Below are 16,595 nucleotides of genomic sequence, written 5' to 3'. Positions count from 1 at the left end.
TGTATGGAGTATTACAAACGTTTGACATAATAAAAAAATAAAGTTATTGTAGATACATGAAGTCTACAATAGGAGCTGTATTATGAAATATTCTAAAGCTACAAATTATGCTCTTCATACAATGCTTTTTCTGGCAAAGGCTACACCAAATAAGTTAGTTAGTGTTCACCAATTAGCAGAAATGCAAAATGTTTCACCAACGTACTTGTCTAAAATACTAACTAAGTTGACGAAGGAAGGGATGATACATTCATCATCTGGTCCAAAGGGCGGTTACTCGCTTAGTAAGAATTGGGAAGATATTTCATTTTTAGATATTATACATGCAATTGAAGGTAAAACATCATTGTTTGAATGTTGTTTACATGACAAACCTGGATGTTTAATTAATGAAGTAATGCTTGCAGCAGAAGAGAAAATGGAAGAAGAGTTACGAAATCAAAAAATCGTAGATCTTGCGAAAAAAATAAAAGTGGATTTTTAATCTGCTTTTATTTTTAAATTAATTAAGGATAAAAAGACTCTTCGATATCTTTAATTGTAGTTAGAAAATGATATGAAGAAGGAGAGAAGATGATGACTAAATTTTGGAATGATCGATATAAATCAGATGAATATTTTTACGGGGAAGAACCTAATACATTTATTAAAGAACAAGCATTTCGTTTAGCAAATCACAATAAAGTAATAGCTTTCGCGGAGGGAGAAGGTAGAAATGCTGTATTTCTAGCAAGACAAGGGAACGAAGTAACAGCTATTGATTATTCGGAAGATGGATTAGAGAAGACAAAAAAATTGGCAGAGAAGCATAACGTAAACGTGCATACAAAAAAAGTAGATTTATTAGCTGATAGTTTGCCAGAAAATGAATATGATGCAGCAATTATGGTATTTGGACATTTTCATGATAATTATAAAAAAATGATATTAGGTAAAATGATACAAACGATAAAGCCTGATGGTTTAATTATGTTTGAAGTTTACTCAAAAAAACAAATAAACTATAGTACTGGTGGACCAAAAGATGTTGATATGCTGTATGATCCAATTGATATCCTTACTTGGTGTGAAGAACATAAGGTAATTCATTTCTTTAATGGCGAACAAGAGCGAATTGAAGGGAAAGGGCACACTGGTTTAGCTGATGTTATTCAAGTTGTTATTAGAAAATGAATATAAGTGTTAATGAAAGTTAAATGTATGAATGTAAAAGACCAGTCATGTAAGACTGGTCTTTCTATTTAGATACTAAATTATCAAGCTTCCAATATGTATCTGTTAACGGCGCTGCTTTGCTATCTATGTATAAATACATATTATTTAAATCTTTTGGTGAAGTTTTCATATTAAATTCAATGTCAGTAGTTAAAGAAAATTCAGATGGAATTTTTTTAGCATTTTCATTTTGTATAACTTTACCTTCGTATTTTTCACCCGTTTTGTCATCTTTTATGAAATATTTTATTTCTGAAAGATCTATCGTTTGTCCGTCAACACGAGCGTTATTTATAGTAACGCGAGCTGTGAGACGCCACTCTTTGTCTATTTTTTCGAATTTAGCATTTTCAACAGTTGCTCTATAGTATTCGTTTTTAAATATTTCCCCATAGTGCATTGCATTCTTTTCGAGAGCGCTCTTTTCTTGTTTTGATGTAGTATTGCTATTACATCCTGTTAATATTCCAGTAAATAATAATGCTGTACATGTCGTTTTGATTAATGGTTTCATAGTAATCCCTTTCTGTATTAAAAAGTAAAACATAGGAATAATTTTACATCAATAGGAAGATGAATGGAAGTATTTTTTCGTAATATACAGATATATATTTATTCGGTTGTCAAGTTAACAGGATAGAAAGAGGGAGAAGACTGTATAAAACGGAATAAATAAGAATTGAAAATATTGTAAAATGGAAGAGGCATGCATATAATTAAAATAAAGTTTAAGTTTCTGAATCTTCAATAACGGTGGTGATGACATGTTTACTGAAGAGCGTCGAGAGAAAATTTTAGAGCTACTTAATACAGATGGAAGAGTAATCGCAAAGGATCTTGCGGAAAGATTTGATATGTCTATTGATTCTATAAGAAGAGATTTGTCTATTATGGAAAAGGATGGTTTATTAAAAAGAACGCACGGAGGTGCAATTGAACTTACGCGAGTGAGAAACTTAGCTGCGGAACCAGCTAAACGTTATAGTGATAGCTCAATATATGAGGACACAATTGCAAGAGTTGCGGTATCTTATATACAAGAAGGTGATTCAATTTTTATTGGTGGGGCTTCCGTTCATAATGCGATGCTGAAATATTTACCAGAAGTATCATTTACGGTTATTACGAATTCTATAGAAATAGCTGGTTATCTACGAGAATATAAGAATATTGATACGTATTTAATTGGCGGAAAAGTAAAACCTTCAGGGAATATTACTGATACACTTGCCTCTGAATTGATAAGTAGATTTTCTATTGATCTTTATTTCTCTACAGGTGGAGGCATTTCATTACAAGGTATTAGTACTGCAACACCTGAAGTTGCTTATTTTAGTAAAAGAGTAAGTGAAATTGCTAGAAGAAATATTTGTTTAGTTCCGCATAATAAACTTGGAATAGATTGTTTTATAAGAGGAGAGTCTCTAAAAGAAATTGACATTATTATAACTGACGAAGAGGCTAGTAAAGAAACTGTTCAGGACTTTGAGAAACAAGGTAAACAAGTTGTAATAGCGCCATTATATTCATTTGAAAGGAGTTTAACATGATTGTAAAAGAGCAAGAGTTTTATATAAATGGATTAACTTATACAATTCGTTCTGCAGCTGAGAAAGATGCCGAGCAGTTATCGAAAATTAGAGTTCAGATTGATGGAGAAACTGAAAATATGGATAGAGATGCTGGAGAGGGATTTATAGATGACCTAGGGTTTCAAAAAATAATAAAAACAGATAGTGAAGAGACTAAGAATCTCTTTTTAGTTGCAGAAGTGCACAATCGAATCGTTGGATTTTCAAGATGTGAAGGATCAAATTTTAAGAGATTATCTCATAAAGTGGAGTTTGGCGTTTGCATTTTAAAAGAGTTTTGGGGATATAGAATGGGGAAGAGCCTATTACAACAATCTATTAAATGGGCTGACGAAAATGCAGTGAATAAAATATCTTTACAAGTATTAGAGACAAACGAGAAAGCTATTCATCTTTATAAAAAATTAGGTTTTGAAGTAGAAGGCATTTTGAAAAATGACAAAAGACTATCGGATGGAAAGTATTATAATACGGTAGTGATGGGAAGATTTACCAATACTTTTCATGAAAGAGGTGAAGAAGTATGTTTTACAGAAGGAAGTACTATGTAGTGAAAAATGAATTTATAGAAGTATTTAATGATCATTTCAATAATACGAACTTACCTAATCAATTAAAGCATGGTTCTAGGCTAATAGGACGCTGGATGAAAGATAATAAGAATGGTACGTCTGAAGTATTTGCCATATGGGAATATGATAGTTATGAACAGTATAATGAAATAGAATCGAAAATTAGAAGTGACGAGAGGCATATTAAAGGAATACATGAATGGTATGAAAACCATGGCGGGAAAGAATATGTTTTACAGGAGTACATAGTAGAGATAAAAAATGAAGAGTTAGTATGTACTGTAAAGTAACAGAGGGGTGAGGGATAATAGAAATTAAAACAAAATTATATTTTAGTTTAGCATCCGCTATTTTATTTGCAATAGCCGTGATTGTTTTCTTTATAAATGGTAATCCACAAAAGTGGTTTTGGTTATGTATTTTCTTTGCATCCATTATACAAAATATAGTGCTACTAAAAAAGAATAAAGAAGTGCATTAGGATATTCAAATTATTAACATATTTGTGTCGTATTGCTAGTTGTATTGAAAACGCTTTTATTCAGTTTTATAATAAAAGTATGTTTTATAAATCTCCAAAACAATTAAAAGGGAGATGATACAATGTTAGCTTCACCGTTTTACTTACATACATGGAAAAAGTTTGTTAATGAAGGTGTTCTTGATTCAAATCGCATAAATCAAAGAATTTCAGAATCGTGGCATCGATGTAAACAGGCTAATGTTAATCCTCATATGAATAAAGGTCAGAAAGTTTTGTCTTCTAATATTTTTCGAGAACAAAAGAAAAAGAGTGAAATTTTCCTTGATATAGCATTACCCCAAATACAAAATATGAGAAAAACCATTGATGAACTACAAATGATGGCATTATTAATCGATCCAGATGGTTATGTCCTATCCTTAAGTGGAAATAAACAAACGTTAAAGCGAGCGAAACATATTAATTTTATTGAAGGTGTAAAATGGACGGAAGCAGCTGTGGGGACAAACGCAATAGGAACAGCGCTAGAAATTGAAGAAGCTATTATGATAAGTGGTACTGAACATTACTCCGTGGTATCTCATAGCTGGAGTTGTGCGGCTGCTCCTATTCATAACGATGACGGGAAATTAATTGGTATTCTAGATTTCTCCTGTCCAATTGAATTTTCGCATCCATATATGCTCGGTATGGTAACTTCAATTGCACATGCGATTGAACGTGAATGTAGCATAAGAGTTCATCAAAATGAATTACACTTAATCCATCGTTTTTTAGATGTCATTGATAGTGATGAACAAGTAGTTATTTGTAATCATCGTGATGTTATCGTTTCTGCGAGTAAGAGCGTTCGGGAACGAGTAACTAATTGGTCAAGAATGAAACTTGAAGATTTAGTGCACCATGGATTGGAAACTAAATTAGAGATACCGGTATATAGTAATGAAAGAATGATCGGGAAATGTATGTATTTAAAGGAAAACAAACAAATGAATACATATTCTGCTTTCACATTTATAAAAGGAATTACTTTTCCAGGAGTTACCGGGACAAGTAAAGCATTTCAACACACACTAGAAGAAATTAAGCTTGTTTCACCGACTGATGCTAGTGTGTATGTATGTGGTGAGACAGGAGTAGGAAAGGAATATGTCGCGAGAGCGATTCATGAAAATAGTCCAAGAAAAGACGGACCCTTTATAGCTGTTAACTGCGGTTCTTTGCCTAAAGAATTAATGGAAAGTGAATTGTTTGGTTATGCTGAAGGTGCGTTTACAGGTGCGCGACGTCAAGGATATAAAGGGAAATTTGAACAAGCGAATGGAGGAACACTGTTTTTAGATGAAATTGGCGAAGTACCACCAGAGATGCAAGTAGCCTTATTGCGTGTTTTACAAGAACGCACAATAACTCCAATAGGAAGTTCAAAAGAGGTACCAGTAAATATTCGTATTATTACTGCCACACATAAAGATTTACTAAGGTTAGTAGAAGAAGGGAAATTCCGTCAAGATTTATATTATCGTTTGCACGTTTATCCGTTATATGTTCCATCGTTAATAGAAAGAAAAGAGGATATCCCATATTTTATACAACACTTTTGTGAACGGAAGAATTGGAATGTTGTATTTCCAAAGAGTATATACAATCAATTTTTACAACATACATGGCCCGGAAATATTCGGGAACTAGTAAATGTATTAGAACGTATTTACATTTTGTCGCAAGGACGGGAAATATGCGAAAAGCAAGTCGCTTTTTTGATACAAACAATGACGGGAAATCAACAACAACTTGAGTTACAAGTTGAAAATAAAACAGAACATACATTGAATTTTCGCGAAAAAATACAGCGTGATAGCATGATTGAAGCGTTAGAAAAGACGAACGGAAATGTTTCGTTAGCCGCAAAACTGTTAAATGTTCCTCGAAGTACATTTTATAAACGAATGCAGAAATATAAGCTATAAAGTAGATTTTTGTAATCTACTTTTTCTTTGTGGGCTCATGTTCTGTCGGAATGTGCGCTTACCGGGGAAATAATAGAATTGTTAGAAAATAATTCCCGGAAGGGGGACTTATGTGAAGTATATTGAAATTGGCTTCGGAAATAGGTGGTTCGTTCGAACAGAAACCGAAAATAAAGATGGAACTGAATTTGAAGAACGAGGAATTATAAAACCTATTTATTTTGAGTCACTATATGTACGAATGTGGTTTCGGAAAACGTGTTTAATTTTTGATACGAAAGAAGGATTTAAAAAGATTAAGAAGAAGAGGATTGAATATAAATTTATAGTTGGAATTGTAAGTAGACTGAATAAAGAAAAAGTGTGCTAACATACATAGTTATATTGGCCAGGAAATTCTATTGACTTATATCAAACTCATAAAAAGTAATTTTACTAAATATAAATTGTTAATAAAACCACTAAGGAAACTTAGTGGCTTCTTTTTTTATAGGAAGGATTTTCATATGAATAGGATCTTAACGATTGTACTTGCAATTATTGTAATGAGGTATTCCATTTATAGTTGGAATGATGTTTCGGAACAGAGTATGCTAATTTTACAAACGCTTATAGGGATTATGTTAGTTAGTTTAGGAGTGCAAAATTTTAAAAATAAAGAAAATAAAAGTATGGGCATCGCTTGACTACTCGTTGCGTTATATTTAATTGTTGTATTGTTAGTAAAACATTTTGCATGAATAAGTATTTAAATTATTTATTCATGATTTTCTTATTACGAAAAACATTCTCGCAATAAAAGTTAAAATTCCACTTGTATTTCACTATATAAAATATGGCATAATGATTTAGTTAAATAGAAATGGATAGGGTATTTGAGAGGGGCAGTATAATGAGTTTTGCAATTGAAATAGTAATAAAAGCACCAATGGATATTGTATGTGACTATATAATAGAAGATGAAAAAATAAAAGAATGGAATACGTTTATAATAGAAAATCGCTATCCTTCAAATATGGATAAAGAGAATCCACGTGTAGGAGATAAATATATTACTGTTCAAAAAGTCGGTAAGAAAATATTCGAGGCTGAAGTAGAAATCCTTGAATACGATGCACCGCATATTATTTCACTTGGTAGTGAAATGAAGCAAGGATATTCAGCAATGACTTATATGTTAGAAGAAGATGAGGAAGGTACAGCACTAACATTAATTTCAGAATATGAACCTAGTAATTTTTATTATAAAATGATGTATAAGTTAACAGGCTGGATATCACGAGGTTTAACTATGGAACAAATGGAGCGTCTAGCAGAATGTGTAGAAGCTGCTTATCATAAAGAAGATTAATATTAAAAATATATTAAGGTAAAAGCGTTACTCAATCTCATGAGTAACGCTTTTACTGTTTGAAGATTTTTCATTGAAAATCTCAATAGCTCTTTCATATATTTCTTTATCAACACAAAATCTTTCTGTTATCCAATAATTAAGTTCAGAAGATGTAATGATTTGTTCTCTTTTCTTACCTTGGAAATATTGTTTTAAAACATTATCATTTATAGAAGTCGGAATGCCATCGATATAACCGAAAATCTGAATTTTAGCACTACCATACCCAGTTAATATATTTTTATAGATGTAAAATAACACACCTTCCTTATTGAAGGTGTGCTATTTATATAACCCGGTCGTATACATCTCCGTTAACGTATACACAATTTCCTCTAAGTTAATCTTTTTATCATTTTGCGTAATAGTCCAAAGAAACGATTCATTCATCGCGAACCAACCGCGTGCTACAATCTCTTTATTTAAATTAGGTTGTGCTAATCCACTTTCTTGAGAGTGAGTAATATCCTGTTTAATACTTGTTATAAAACGTTCCCGAATCTCATCCCATTTTTGCCGTATTTCTCTTGATAATCCTATCGCTTCCTCTACAACTTGCAAAATAGCGCGTTCTTCATCTGCTAATTGCAGGAATGCTCTAACTTGATTTTGGATCATTATACGTGCTTCCTCTTTTGTTTGTGGAGAAAAAGAGCGCTCAGCGATATTATAAAAACGATTCATAACATCTTCCATTAAACTAATTAGGAGATCATCTTTGTTTTTGAAGTATACATATGCTGTTCCGTAACCAGTTTCTGCATGTTTAATAATTTGTGTAATTGTCGTTTTTTGAAATCCATTATTTATAAAAATAGTGTAACCAGAGTGTAATAGTTTCTTCTTCGTTTCTAAGGAGCGGTGTTTTCTTGATGAAAGAGTAGAGTTTTTCAAAGAATCACCTCTTTATACTGAAATATCTGAAAATATAACTGTATTGTAAAAGAAGTTCATATATAAAGTCAACTGACATAATATCATTGACGTTGTATCAATTAAGGTGATATATTTCAATTAGTTAGAATAAAAAGAAAATTAAGAGAAGGTGACACCATGTATAAAGAACCATTTCAACCAACTTATGAGTATGCGCTTGAATGTGATAAACATGATGAACTGAAAGATTTTCAAACTGAATTCTATAAAAAAGAAGGTACTATATATTTAGATGGAAACTCATTAGGGCTACTTTCAAAAAGAGCAGAGAAATCATTACTTACGTTGCTAGATTCGTGGAAAGAGTATGGCATTGACGGCTGGACAGAAGGTGAGCACCCGTGGTTTTTCCTTTCAGAGAAATTAGGTAAACTTACAGCCCCTCTTATTGGTGCTTTACCGGAAGAAACTATTGTAACCGGTTCTACAACTACAAATATACACCAAGTTATTGCGACGTTTTACGAACCAAAAGGAATACGTACAAAAATACTTGCGGATGAATTAACTTTCCCATCAGATATTTATGCACTTCAAAGTCAAATTCGTTTAAAAGGATTAGATCCAGAGGAGCATTTAGTAAGAGTGAAAAGCCGAGATGGTAGAACACTTTCTGAAGAAGATATTATCCATGCGATGGAAGATGATATCGCTTTAATTTTATTACCTTCTGTTTTATATAGAAGTGGTCAAATTCTTGATATGAAACGTTTAACAACGGAAGCTCATAAACGCGGCATTCACATTGGATTTGATTTATGCCATTCAATAGGATCTATTCCGCATCATTTCAAAGATTGGGATGTCGATTTTGCTGTTTGGTGCAATTATAAATATTTAAATGCAGGACCGGGTAGTGTTGCAGGCCTTTATGTAAATAGTAAACATTTTAATAGACTGCCAGGATTGTCTGGATGGTTTAGTTCTAGAAAAGATAAACAGTTTGATATGGAGCATACATTAACAGCTGCTGATCATGCAGGTGCTTATCAAATTGGTACACCGCACGTATTAAGTACAGCACCATTAATTGGTTCACTTGAAATTTTTAAAGATGCTGGTATTGAACGTTTACGTGAGAAATCTTTACATATTACGAGATACATGCTGAATTTAATTGGACATGAATTAAAAGATTTCGAATTTACAATTGGAAATCCATTAGAGGATGAAAAACGAGGCGGGCACATTTATTTAGAGCATGCAGAAGCAGCACGTATATGTAAAGCACTAAAAGCAAATGGAGTAATCCCAGATTTTAGAGCGCCAAATGGGGTGAGACTTGCGCCGGTCGCTTTATATAACACATACGAAGAAGTGTGGAAATCTGTACAAATATTAAAGAAAATTATGAAAAATGAAGAGTATAAGCAGTTTGAAAATAAGCGAGAGGTTGTGGCATAAATATGAAAACATCAGAGTGGATTGATATTTCACAACCGCTAAATAATAATATTGCAACGTGGCCAGGAGACACACCGTTCTCGTATGAAGTTTCATGGTCAAAAGAAGAAAGTGGCTCAGTAAATGTCGGAAAGTTAACGATGAGTATTCATACAGGCACTCATATTGATGCACCATTTCATTTTGATAATGATGGAAAGAAAGTATTGGATTTAGATGTTCAAGTTTATGTTGGCCCAGCACGGATTATTGACGTTTCTAATCTTGAAAGCATCGGGAAAAAGGAATTAGAAAGCTTTCATTTAGAAGGTGTAGAACGATTATTATTACGTACATCTTCACATGGAAAAGCTGAAGAATTTCCAGAGGTGATCCCTCATTTACGTGCAGACATAGCGTCGTTTCTTTCAGAGAAAGGTATTCGTTTAATCGGAGTAGATGTACCATCAGTTGATCCGCTAGATGATAAAGAATTAGCAGCGCATCATCAATTATTTAAACATGGAATTCATATTTTAGAAAATGTCGTACTAGATCATGTAGCAGACGGTGATTATGAACTTATTGCATTACCACTTGCATTAACTGATGCAGATGGAAGTCCAGTTCGAGCCGTTATTAGACCAATATAAGTAGAATCATATAAAAGGGGCGTTTGGCTAATATGAAAGAAAATGAAAAAGTAATTATGGAAAAAGGGATTCATACGGATTTTAAAGAGAATATGACGTATGGGGAGTATTTACAATTAGATAGTTTACTATCTTCTCAAAAAAGATTATCGGACCATCATGATGAAATGTTATTTATCGTTATTCACCAAGCAAGTGAGCTTTGGATGAAGCTCATTTTACATGAGCTAAATGCGGCGATTGAATCTATTAAACAAGATAAATTACAACCAGCTTTTAAAATGTTAGCACGTGTATCAAAAATTCAGTCTCAAATTATTCAATCTTGGGATATTCTTGCGACATTAACACCATCAGAATATATTGAGTTTCGTGACTCACTCGGTCAAGCTTCAGGTTTTCAATCGTATCAATATCGTATGATTGAGTATGCACTTGGCTATAAAACGCCACACGCATTAAAAATTTATGAAAAGGATCCAGAATTACATGCACGACTTCATAAAGCGCTACATGCACCAAGTCTATATGATGTCGCGATTCAAGCATTAGTAAAAGAAGGATTCCCTATTCATAAAGATGTGTTAAACCGTGATATTACGCAGCCTTATGAAGAAGATGCAACAGTAGAAGCAGCATGGTTGGAAGTGTATGCGGATGTGAAAAAATATTGGAATTTATATCAGCTTGCTGAAAAATTGATTGATATTGAAGACTGGCTACAACAATGGCGTTTCCGTCATATGAAAACAGTAGAAAGAATTATTGGACATAAAATGGGTACAGGTGGATCCTCCGGTGTTTCTTATTTAAAGCGAGTACTTGATCAACAATTCTTCCCAGAGCTTTGGAATGTTCGTACGAAATTATAAAAATAAACCTGTCAGTTCATTATGGCTGACAGGTTTATTTTTATTTGAGCACAATTATGTTTAAAATGAAGGAACAAGATATAATAAATGGAGTAACTATTTAAATGGAGGTAAAGTTTTTGGATTTCAAGCAACTAGAAAATAAATTCGAAAAGAAAAAAGTGAATACATTTCTTGTTTATCAAAAAGGGGAATTAACAACTGAGTATTATAAAACACCCGAATGTGCAAATAATTTATATAAAATAAATTCGATTACAAAAAGTATCGTATCTTTATTAATTGGTATTGCAATTGATAAGGGCTATATAAATGATATACATACATCAATTACAGAGTGGATTGAAAATGTACCTGGGGAAAAACATGATTTAACGCTATATCACTTATTAACAATGACTACTGGTGAGGGCTGGAAAGAGTTTGGGAATGGAGTAGTATTCCCAAATGACTTTGTAGAATCAGAGAACTGGGTACAGTACATATTAGAGAAGCCAACAATTGAAGAACCTGCTACAAAAATGAATTATAATTCAGGTTCTTCTCATTTACTGAGCTATATTATTCAAGAAGCTACTGGAATGTCGACAGAGCGGTTTGCAAAGAAATATTTATTTGATCCATTAAAAATTAACGAATACGAGTGGCAACAAGATCCGCAGGGTATATATGTAGGTGGCTTCGGTATGAAAATGAAATCTACCGATTTGTTAAAATTAGGAAAATTATGTTTACAAAATGGATATTGGAATGAAAAAGAAATTGTATCAGCGAAATGGTTAGAAGAGTCAAGTAGGGCTCTATTTGAAACATATGAACATGTCGGCGCATATGGGTATCACTGGTGGGTATTACATAACGAAAGATTTCACATACCGTATTGTATATATTTTGCTATGGGATACGGCGGACAATACATCGTTATCATTCCTCAATTAGAAGTAGTAGCTATTATAAGTAGTCATATGCCAAAACGTGGGCTCGTTCCGTTAAAATTATTTATTGAGCATGTACAGGGAAATTCTAATTATATATAAGAAAAGGAGGGAATGTATGAAAGATGAAAAAATTTTATCTTTATTTAGACTATGTTTAAGCCTTCTAGCATTTAGTACAATCATTACGCAATTTATAATACGGGCACAAGTGAAACCGTTCAACCCAGTTAACTTTTTTAGTTTCTTCACTATCGAAAGTAACATTTTAGTTGCATGTATTCTCCTTTTAAGTAGTATCGGAACAGCTACATTTGGTCGCTCAGAACAGTTTGGTATACTTCGTGGTGCAGCAACGGTATACATACTTACGACTGGACTCATTTATTTTTTATTATTAAGAGGGTTAGAAGAATCACTTCAAACGGCAATACCATGGGTAAATACTGTGCTACATTATATCATGCCGATTACAATGCTTTTAGATTGGATTTTAAATCCACCTATTAAGAAAATCACTTGGAAACAAGCTGCAAGTTGGCTTTTATTCCCATTTTTTTACGTTGTATATAGCTTAATACGTGGTCCAATCGTGAATTGGTATCCATATCCGTTTTTAGATCCGAGAATAGGTGGATATGGTAAAGTACTTTTATACAGTATAGGGATAGCAGTTGTAATTGGTGCTATTTGTATATTGGTAAGATTTTTAGGGAATCGAAACTTTAGAAAAGAATTTTAGAAATGCAAGAACCCCCACTGTGTCTGTTTTTAACAGTGGGGGTTTCACTTTATCCAGCTATTTGTCGGGCTGCCCGTAAAAGTCCGATTGGTGAGGGCTGATGATCAGTGGGAGATGAACAAAACCCCCACTGATTAAAGTTTCACTTTATCTACTCGTCTTCTGAAACGACAGCTTTATAAATTTCTCCGTCTTCGTTTCAAATTCTACATCAACAAAAACACCGTATTCTTTTCCGTTCTCACGTAACCACAATTTAAATTTTTCAACAGTTATTTGAACTGTTTTTGGTTTTCTACCTATATGAAGATAGTCAATAATTTCTGCTTTTGGGTATTGTTCTTTCGTCTTTTCTACGGCAAGTTTACCCCATTTGGCATACGGTGGCTGCGCATGAACAATTGATGAGCCTGTATATATATTTGAACATGTTGTTAGGAACAGAATGACGAGTGCGATGTGTTTTAAAGATTTCTTCATGATGAACTCCTTTTATCCTTTTTTTATATTGTTTACATATTTTTTCAACGATATTAGTTTGGATTTTTTTGTCTTCTTTACATAAAAGCGAGGCTTTTACAAAACATAACCAAGAAATCATTTCCGTAATTAAGGAGGGAAAATTATGCGCCAAAAAGCTATTTTTAAAATAGCAGTTTTACTTGCGTTCATAGGACTGTCTTTAATGGTCAGTAGTATACAACTAAAGAATGTAGAAGCTTTTTCTAATCAAGTTATTCAAAGAGGAGCATCTGGCGAAGATGTCATTGAACTGCAATCTCGTTTGAAATATAACGGGTTTTATACGGGAAAAGTGGATGGTGTTTTCGGATGGGGTACATATTGGGCACTTCGGAATTTTCAAGAGAAATTCGGATTACCCGTTGATGGTTTAGCTGGAGCTAAAACGAAGCAAATGCTCGTGAAGGCAACGAAGTATGACAAGTCAACTGCTAATAAAGGGACGACAACAAATAAAGGAAATAGCGGCGGAACTGCACAAGAGAATAAACCACCTCAAAATAAAGGGACAAATGTTCCGAACGGTTATTCTCAAAATGATATTCAGCTGATGGCAAACGCAGTATACGGAGAATCACGCGGTGAACCATATTTAGGACAAGTTGCAGTAGCTGCCGTTATTTTGAATCGTGTTACAAGTGCGTCATTCCCAAATACTGTTTCAGGTGTAATCTTTGAACCTAGAGCATTTACAGCGGTAGCCGATGGACAAATATATTTAACGCCAAATGAAACAGCAAAAAAAGCAGTTTTAGATGCGATTAACGGATGGGATCCAACAGGAAATGCTTTATATTATTTCAATCCAGATACTGCGACTAGTAAATGGATTTGGACTCGTCCACAAATTAAAAAAATCGGTAAACATATTTTCTGTAAATAGAGCGGAGGTGGGACAATGTTACGAGGTATTATCATTGTATTATTAACAGTCGGTGTAGTAGGAACAGGCTATTGGGGCTATAAAGAGCACCAAGAGAAAAATGCAGTTTTAATTCGAGCGGAAAATAGCTATCAACGTGCATTCCATGATTTAGCATACGAAGTCGATTTATTACACGATAAAATTGGCACAACACTTGCAATGAATTCACGATCATCTTTATCACCTGCATTAGCGGATGTATGGCGTTTAACATCTGAAGCTCGCTCGGATGTAGGGCAACTTCCTTTAACATTAATGCCATTTAATAAAACGGAAGAATTTTTAGCGAATATCGGTGATTTCAGTTACCGTGCAGCCATTCGTGATTTAGAAAAAGAGCCGTTAAATGAGCAAGAATATAAAACGCTACAAACTTTATATTCAAATGCAGGAAATATACAAGATGAACTAAGAAAAGTACAACATCTTGTTTTGAAAAATAATTTACGCTGGATGGATGTAGAAATGGCACTTGCATCAAATCGCGATCCAGCAGATAACACAATTATTGATGGATTGAAAACTGTAGAGAAAAACGTAACATCATATTCTTCTACAAACTTCGGACCGACCTTTACAAGTGCGCAAAAAAATAAAAAAGGTGGATTTGAAGCGGAAGGAAAGGCAATTTCTAAAGATGAAGCGGCGAAAATTGCCAAATCATTTTTGAATTTAAAAGGAAATGAAAAAGTAGATGTTGAGAAAAGCGGAAAAGGTGCGAAAGAATCCTTCTATAGTGTGAAAATTAAAGATGAAGCAACGAACAATGAGTTCTATATGGATATTACCGGAAAAGGCGGATATCCAATTTGGGTTATGAATAACCGCGAAATTAAAGAACAGAAAGTTAGTTTAAACGATGCAGGTAGTAAAGGTTTGAAATTTTTAAAGGACCATAAGTTTAATAATATGGAGCTTTATGATAGCTCTCAATATGATAATGTTGGTGTATTTACGTATGTAGTAAATGAAAATGGAGTACGAATTTATCCAGAAGCAATCCAAATGAAAATTGCTTTAGATGATGGTTCTATCGTTGGGTTCTCCGCAAAAGAATACTTAGCGTCACATCAAAAGCGAACAGTTCCATCGGCAAAGCTAACTGCAGCAGAAGCAAGAAAGAAAATCAATCCGGATGTAAAAGTTATGGAAGAACGTAAAGCTTTAGTAGTCAATGATTTGCATAATGAAGTACTTTGCTATGAATTTGTAGGCACTTTAGGAAAAGATACGTACCAAATATTCATTAATGCTAATAGCGGGGCTGAGGAAAAGGTAAAGAAAATGCAAGCTGTTGAAAAAATTTATGATTAAACCTTAATAGTGAAGTGGTGAAAATAATGAAAACTCTAATATATATATTGATGCTTTGCTTCGTTATAACTGGATGCAGTATTGGAAAAAAAGACAATCCAAACGAAAAGCCGGAACAAAAAAATGTTTCAATGAAAAATGTTAATTATACGAATAAATCAAATAAGCCAAATGAAAAAGCAGCAGATCATTTAGCATCTTTAGCAGCAAGTGTGCCAGGTGTGAATGATGCAACAGCGGTCGTTGTTGGAAAATATGCTATTGTAGGTATTGATGTAAAAGCAAAACTTGATCGAACTCGAGTTGAATCAATTAAGTACTCTGTTGCAGAAAGTTTAAAAAATGACCCTGACGGTGCTAATGCAGTCGTTGTAGCAGATGTTGATACGTATGAACGCCTCAAACAAATCGGAAAGCAAATTAAAAAAGGAAAAACAGGTGAAGGTATACTAGATGAATTAGCCGCTATTGTGGGCCGAGTAATGCCACAAGTTCCAAATGATATGATAGAAAATAGAGAAACGAATCCAATTAAAGATAATGATAAACAATTACCAAAAGATGAAGAACAAGAGTTAAGAAAAGAACAGGATGATCAATCAAATAATCATTTGAATAAATGAAATTAGCCTCGTACTTAATTGTACGAGGTTTTTAAATATAATATTAAATATTCAGTTTATTTTTGAGGGAATATATGGTTTAATTATGATGGGAGGGACAACTGTTATGATGAAAAAAAGCGCATGTATATTGTTTAGTTTATGCTTAGGTTTCAGTATGACAGCGTGTGAACAGAGAAAAGAAGTGAAAAACCAAACAGCAACTTCTTCTACTGTGATGGAAAGGCAACAGAAAGAGTCTATCAATATAAATCATTTCTCGAGTATAAATGAAGGAATGACTTATACAGAAGTGAAAGATTTAATTGGTTTTGAAGGAGATTTACTTATAGAAGAAGGGGTAGAGCATTCTACACAAATTAAACAAATTTTTGCTTGGAAAGGGAACGATCCAAATTCATTTGTTGAAATTACCTTTTTAGATGGAAGAGTGCATTCAAAAGCACAGCAAGGTATAAGTTAAT

At 33.3% G+C, this 16,595-nt stretch carries 21 protein-coding genes and 1 pseudogene; 18 read left to right on the top strand and 4 right to left on the bottom strand.

Annotated elements, in window-relative coordinates; all coding sequences use genetic code 11:
• The first annotated feature begins 82 nt into the window (after nt 1-82).
• Entirely contained in the window at nt 83-484 is a 402-nt protein-coding gene (locus NST90_RS13425) for an Rrf2 family transcriptional regulator (RefSeq protein ID WP_000877650.1), read from the top strand.
• 89 nt (nt 485-573) lie between these two features.
• Nucleotides 574-1,173 (top strand): class I SAM-dependent methyltransferase, encoded by a 600-nt coding sequence (locus NST90_RS13420; protein ID WP_065703915.1) that lies wholly within the window; start codon nt 574-576, stop codon nt 1,171-1,173.
• A gap of 64 nt (nt 1,174-1,237) precedes the next feature.
• Here NST90_RS13420 and NST90_RS13415 read toward each other — a convergent pair whose 3' ends face one another.
• Nucleotides 1,238-1,729 (bottom strand): hypothetical protein, encoded by a 492-nt coding sequence (locus NST90_RS13415; RefSeq protein WP_000803253.1) that lies wholly within the window; start codon nt 1,727-1,729, stop codon nt 1,238-1,240.
• 250 nt (nt 1,730-1,979) lie between these two features.
• Here NST90_RS13415 and NST90_RS13410 point away from each other — a divergent pair, with 250 nt between their 5' ends.
• From NST90_RS13410 to NST90_RS13380, 7 genes are all read left to right on the top strand, one after another.
• Complete coding sequence (locus NST90_RS13410) at nt 1,980-2,765, top strand: DeoR/GlpR family DNA-binding transcription regulator (RefSeq protein ID WP_006924315.1); 786 nt, start codon at nt 1,980-1,982, stop codon at nt 2,763-2,765.
• Complete coding sequence (locus NST90_RS13405; protein ID WP_000635682.1) at nt 2,762-3,358, top strand: GNAT family N-acetyltransferase; 597 nt, start codon at nt 2,762-2,764, stop codon at nt 3,356-3,358. Before NST90_RS13410 ends, NST90_RS13405 begins: the two co-directional genes overlap by 4 nt.
• Complete coding sequence (locus NST90_RS13400; protein ID WP_000499991.1) at nt 3,331-3,669, top strand: NIPSNAP family protein; 339 nt, start codon at nt 3,331-3,333, stop codon at nt 3,667-3,669. Before NST90_RS13405 ends, NST90_RS13400 begins: the two co-directional genes overlap by 28 nt.
• Nucleotides 3,670-3,982: 313 nt before the next feature.
• Nucleotides 3,983-5,833, top strand: coding sequence for a sigma-54-dependent Fis family transcriptional regulator (locus NST90_RS13395; RefSeq protein WP_000881435.1), 1,851 nt, complete (start codon nt 3,983-3,985; stop codon nt 5,831-5,833).
• A gap of 112 nt (nt 5,834-5,945) precedes the next feature.
• Entirely contained in the window at nt 5,946-6,203 is a 258-nt protein-coding gene (locus NST90_RS13390) for a DUF3977 family protein (protein WP_000873828.1), read from the top strand.
• A gap of 136 nt (nt 6,204-6,339) precedes the next feature.
• Entirely contained in the window at nt 6,340-6,519 is a 180-nt protein-coding gene (locus NST90_RS13385; protein WP_001079917.1) for a DUF3953 domain-containing protein, read from the top strand.
• A gap of 206 nt (nt 6,520-6,725) precedes the next feature.
• Nucleotides 6,726-7,184 carry an SRPBCC family protein gene (locus NST90_RS13380; RefSeq protein ID WP_000006415.1) on the top strand — a complete coding sequence of 153 codons (459 nt, stop codon included), beginning with the start codon at nt 6,726-6,728 and terminating at the stop codon, nt 7,182-7,184.
• A gap of 27 nt (nt 7,185-7,211) precedes the next feature.
• Here the strand turns inward: NST90_RS13380 and NST90_RS13375 are convergent.
• Nucleotides 7,212-7,439, bottom strand: a pseudogene (locus NST90_RS13375) (hypothetical protein); the annotation flags it as partial.
• Between the two features lie 69 nt (nt 7,440-7,508).
• Complete coding sequence (locus NST90_RS13370; RefSeq protein WP_049108036.1) at nt 7,509-8,120, bottom strand: TetR/AcrR family transcriptional regulator; 612 nt, start codon at nt 8,118-8,120, stop codon at nt 7,509-7,511.
• Between the two features lie 159 nt (nt 8,121-8,279).
• Here NST90_RS13370 and kynU point away from each other — a divergent pair, with 159 nt between their 5' ends.
• The 5 genes from kynU (at nt 8,280) to NST90_RS13345 (ending at nt 12,747) form a co-directional block, all read left to right on the top strand.
• Nucleotides 8,280-9,566: a kynureninase gene (kynU, locus tag NST90_RS13365; protein ID WP_000276298.1), complete on the top strand. Its 1,287-nt coding sequence runs from the start codon at nt 8,280-8,282 to the stop codon at nt 9,564-9,566.
• A gap of 2 nt (nt 9,567-9,568) precedes the next feature.
• Nucleotides 9,569-10,198, top strand: a complete 630-nt coding sequence (kynB, locus tag NST90_RS13360) for an arylformamidase (protein WP_000858074.1) — start codon at nt 9,569-9,571, stop codon at nt 10,196-10,198.
• 32 nt (nt 10,199-10,230) lie between these two features.
• The gene (gene kynA, locus NST90_RS13355) at nt 10,231-11,070 is read left to right on the top strand and encodes a tryptophan 2,3-dioxygenase (protein ID WP_000661957.1); all 840 of its coding nucleotides are present in this window, start codon (nt 10,231-10,233) and stop codon (nt 11,068-11,070) included.
• Nucleotides 11,071-11,189: 119 nt separating this feature from the next.
• On the top strand, nt 11,190-12,107 hold the full coding sequence (locus NST90_RS13350) for a serine hydrolase (protein WP_242266091.1): 918 nt from the start codon (nt 11,190-11,192) through the stop codon (nt 12,105-12,107).
• 16 nt (nt 12,108-12,123) lie between these two features.
• Nucleotides 12,124-12,747, top strand: a complete 624-nt coding sequence (locus NST90_RS13345) for a Pr6Pr family membrane protein (protein WP_000650958.1) — start codon at nt 12,124-12,126, stop codon at nt 12,745-12,747.
• Between the two features lie 147 nt (nt 12,748-12,894).
• Here NST90_RS13345 and NST90_RS13340 read toward each other — a convergent pair whose 3' ends face one another.
• Complete coding sequence (locus NST90_RS13340) at nt 12,895-13,227, bottom strand: DUF3889 domain-containing protein (RefSeq protein ID WP_000749105.1); 333 nt, start codon at nt 13,225-13,227, stop codon at nt 12,895-12,897.
• A gap of 145 nt (nt 13,228-13,372) precedes the next feature.
• Here NST90_RS13340 and sleB point away from each other — a divergent pair, with 145 nt between their 5' ends.
• The 4 genes from sleB (at nt 13,373) to NST90_RS13320 (ending at nt 16,594) form a co-directional block, all read left to right on the top strand.
• The gene (gene sleB, locus NST90_RS13335; RefSeq protein ID WP_001249053.1) at nt 13,373-14,152 is read left to right on the top strand and encodes a spore cortex-lytic enzyme; all 780 of its coding nucleotides are present in this window, start codon (nt 13,373-13,375) and stop codon (nt 14,150-14,152) included.
• A gap of 15 nt (nt 14,153-14,167) precedes the next feature.
• The gene (ypeB, locus tag NST90_RS13330; RefSeq protein ID WP_000943727.1) at nt 14,168-15,508 is read left to right on the top strand and encodes a germination protein YpeB; all 1,341 of its coding nucleotides are present in this window, start codon (nt 14,168-14,170) and stop codon (nt 15,506-15,508) included.
• A gap of 26 nt (nt 15,509-15,534) precedes the next feature.
• Nucleotides 15,535-16,131 (top strand): YhcN/YlaJ family sporulation lipoprotein, encoded by a 597-nt coding sequence (locus tag NST90_RS13325; RefSeq protein ID WP_000854053.1) that lies wholly within the window; start codon nt 15,535-15,537, stop codon nt 16,129-16,131.
• A gap of 106 nt (nt 16,132-16,237) precedes the next feature.
• Nucleotides 16,238-16,594 (top strand): hypothetical protein, encoded by a 357-nt coding sequence (locus NST90_RS13320; protein WP_000976446.1) that lies wholly within the window; start codon nt 16,238-16,240, stop codon nt 16,592-16,594.
• Nucleotide 16,595: the final 1 nt, after the last annotated feature.

The sequence above is a fragment of the Bacillus sp. FSL E2-8900 genome (genome assembly GCF_037966225.1).
Taxonomy (GTDB): domain Bacteria; phylum Bacillota; class Bacilli; order Bacillales; family Bacillaceae_G; genus Bacillus_A; species Bacillus_A cereus.
The sequence above is the reverse complement of the archived record's forward strand: the minus strand, read 5'-3'. Positions and strand labels throughout refer to the sequence as shown.

Excerpts from the sequence above, each read along its gene's own strand:
- NST90_RS13425 (WP_000877650.1), top strand. The coding sequence starts at position 83 with ATGAAATATTCTAAAGCTACAAATTATGCTCTTCATACAATGCTTTTT.
- NST90_RS13420 (WP_065703915.1), top strand. The coding sequence starts at position 574 with ATGATGACTAAATTTTGGAATGATCGATATAAATCAGATGAATATTTT.
- NST90_RS13415 (WP_000803253.1), bottom strand. The coding sequence starts at position 1,729 with ATGAAACCATTAATCAAAACGACATGTACAGCATTATTATTTACTGGA.
- NST90_RS13410 (WP_006924315.1), top strand. The coding sequence starts at position 1,980 with ATGTTTACTGAAGAGCGTCGAGAGAAAATTTTAGAGCTACTTAATACA.
- NST90_RS13405 (WP_000635682.1), top strand. The coding sequence starts at position 2,762 with ATGATTGTAAAAGAGCAAGAGTTTTATATAAATGGATTAACTTATACA.
- NST90_RS13400 (WP_000499991.1), top strand. The coding sequence starts at position 3,331 with ATGTTTTACAGAAGGAAGTACTATGTAGTGAAAAATGAATTTATAGAA.
- NST90_RS13395 (WP_000881435.1), top strand. The coding sequence starts at position 3,983 with ATGTTAGCTTCACCGTTTTACTTACATACATGGAAAAAGTTTGTTAAT.
- NST90_RS13385 (WP_001079917.1), top strand. The coding sequence starts at position 6,340 with ATGAATAGGATCTTAACGATTGTACTTGCAATTATTGTAATGAGGTAT.
- NST90_RS13380 (WP_000006415.1), top strand. The coding sequence starts at position 6,726 with ATGAGTTTTGCAATTGAAATAGTAATAAAAGCACCAATGGATATTGTA.
- kynU (WP_000276298.1), top strand. The coding sequence starts at position 8,280 with ATGTATAAAGAACCATTTCAACCAACTTATGAGTATGCGCTTGAATGT.
- kynB (WP_000858074.1), top strand. The coding sequence starts at position 9,569 with ATGAAAACATCAGAGTGGATTGATATTTCACAACCGCTAAATAATAAT.
- kynA (WP_000661957.1), top strand. The coding sequence starts at position 10,231 with ATGAAAGAAAATGAAAAAGTAATTATGGAAAAAGGGATTCATACGGAT.
- NST90_RS13345 (WP_000650958.1), top strand. The coding sequence starts at position 12,124 with ATGAAAGATGAAAAAATTTTATCTTTATTTAGACTATGTTTAAGCCTT.
- NST90_RS13340 (WP_000749105.1), bottom strand. The coding sequence starts at position 13,227 with ATGAAGAAATCTTTAAAACACATCGCACTCGTCATTCTGTTCCTAACA.
- sleB (WP_001249053.1), top strand. The coding sequence starts at position 13,373 with ATGCGCCAAAAAGCTATTTTTAAAATAGCAGTTTTACTTGCGTTCATA.
- ypeB (WP_000943727.1), top strand. The coding sequence starts at position 14,168 with ATGTTACGAGGTATTATCATTGTATTATTAACAGTCGGTGTAGTAGGA.
- NST90_RS13325 (WP_000854053.1), top strand. The coding sequence starts at position 15,535 with ATGAAAACTCTAATATATATATTGATGCTTTGCTTCGTTATAACTGGA.
- NST90_RS13320 (WP_000976446.1), top strand. The coding sequence starts at position 16,238 with ATGATGAAAAAAAGCGCATGTATATTGTTTAGTTTATGCTTAGGTTTC.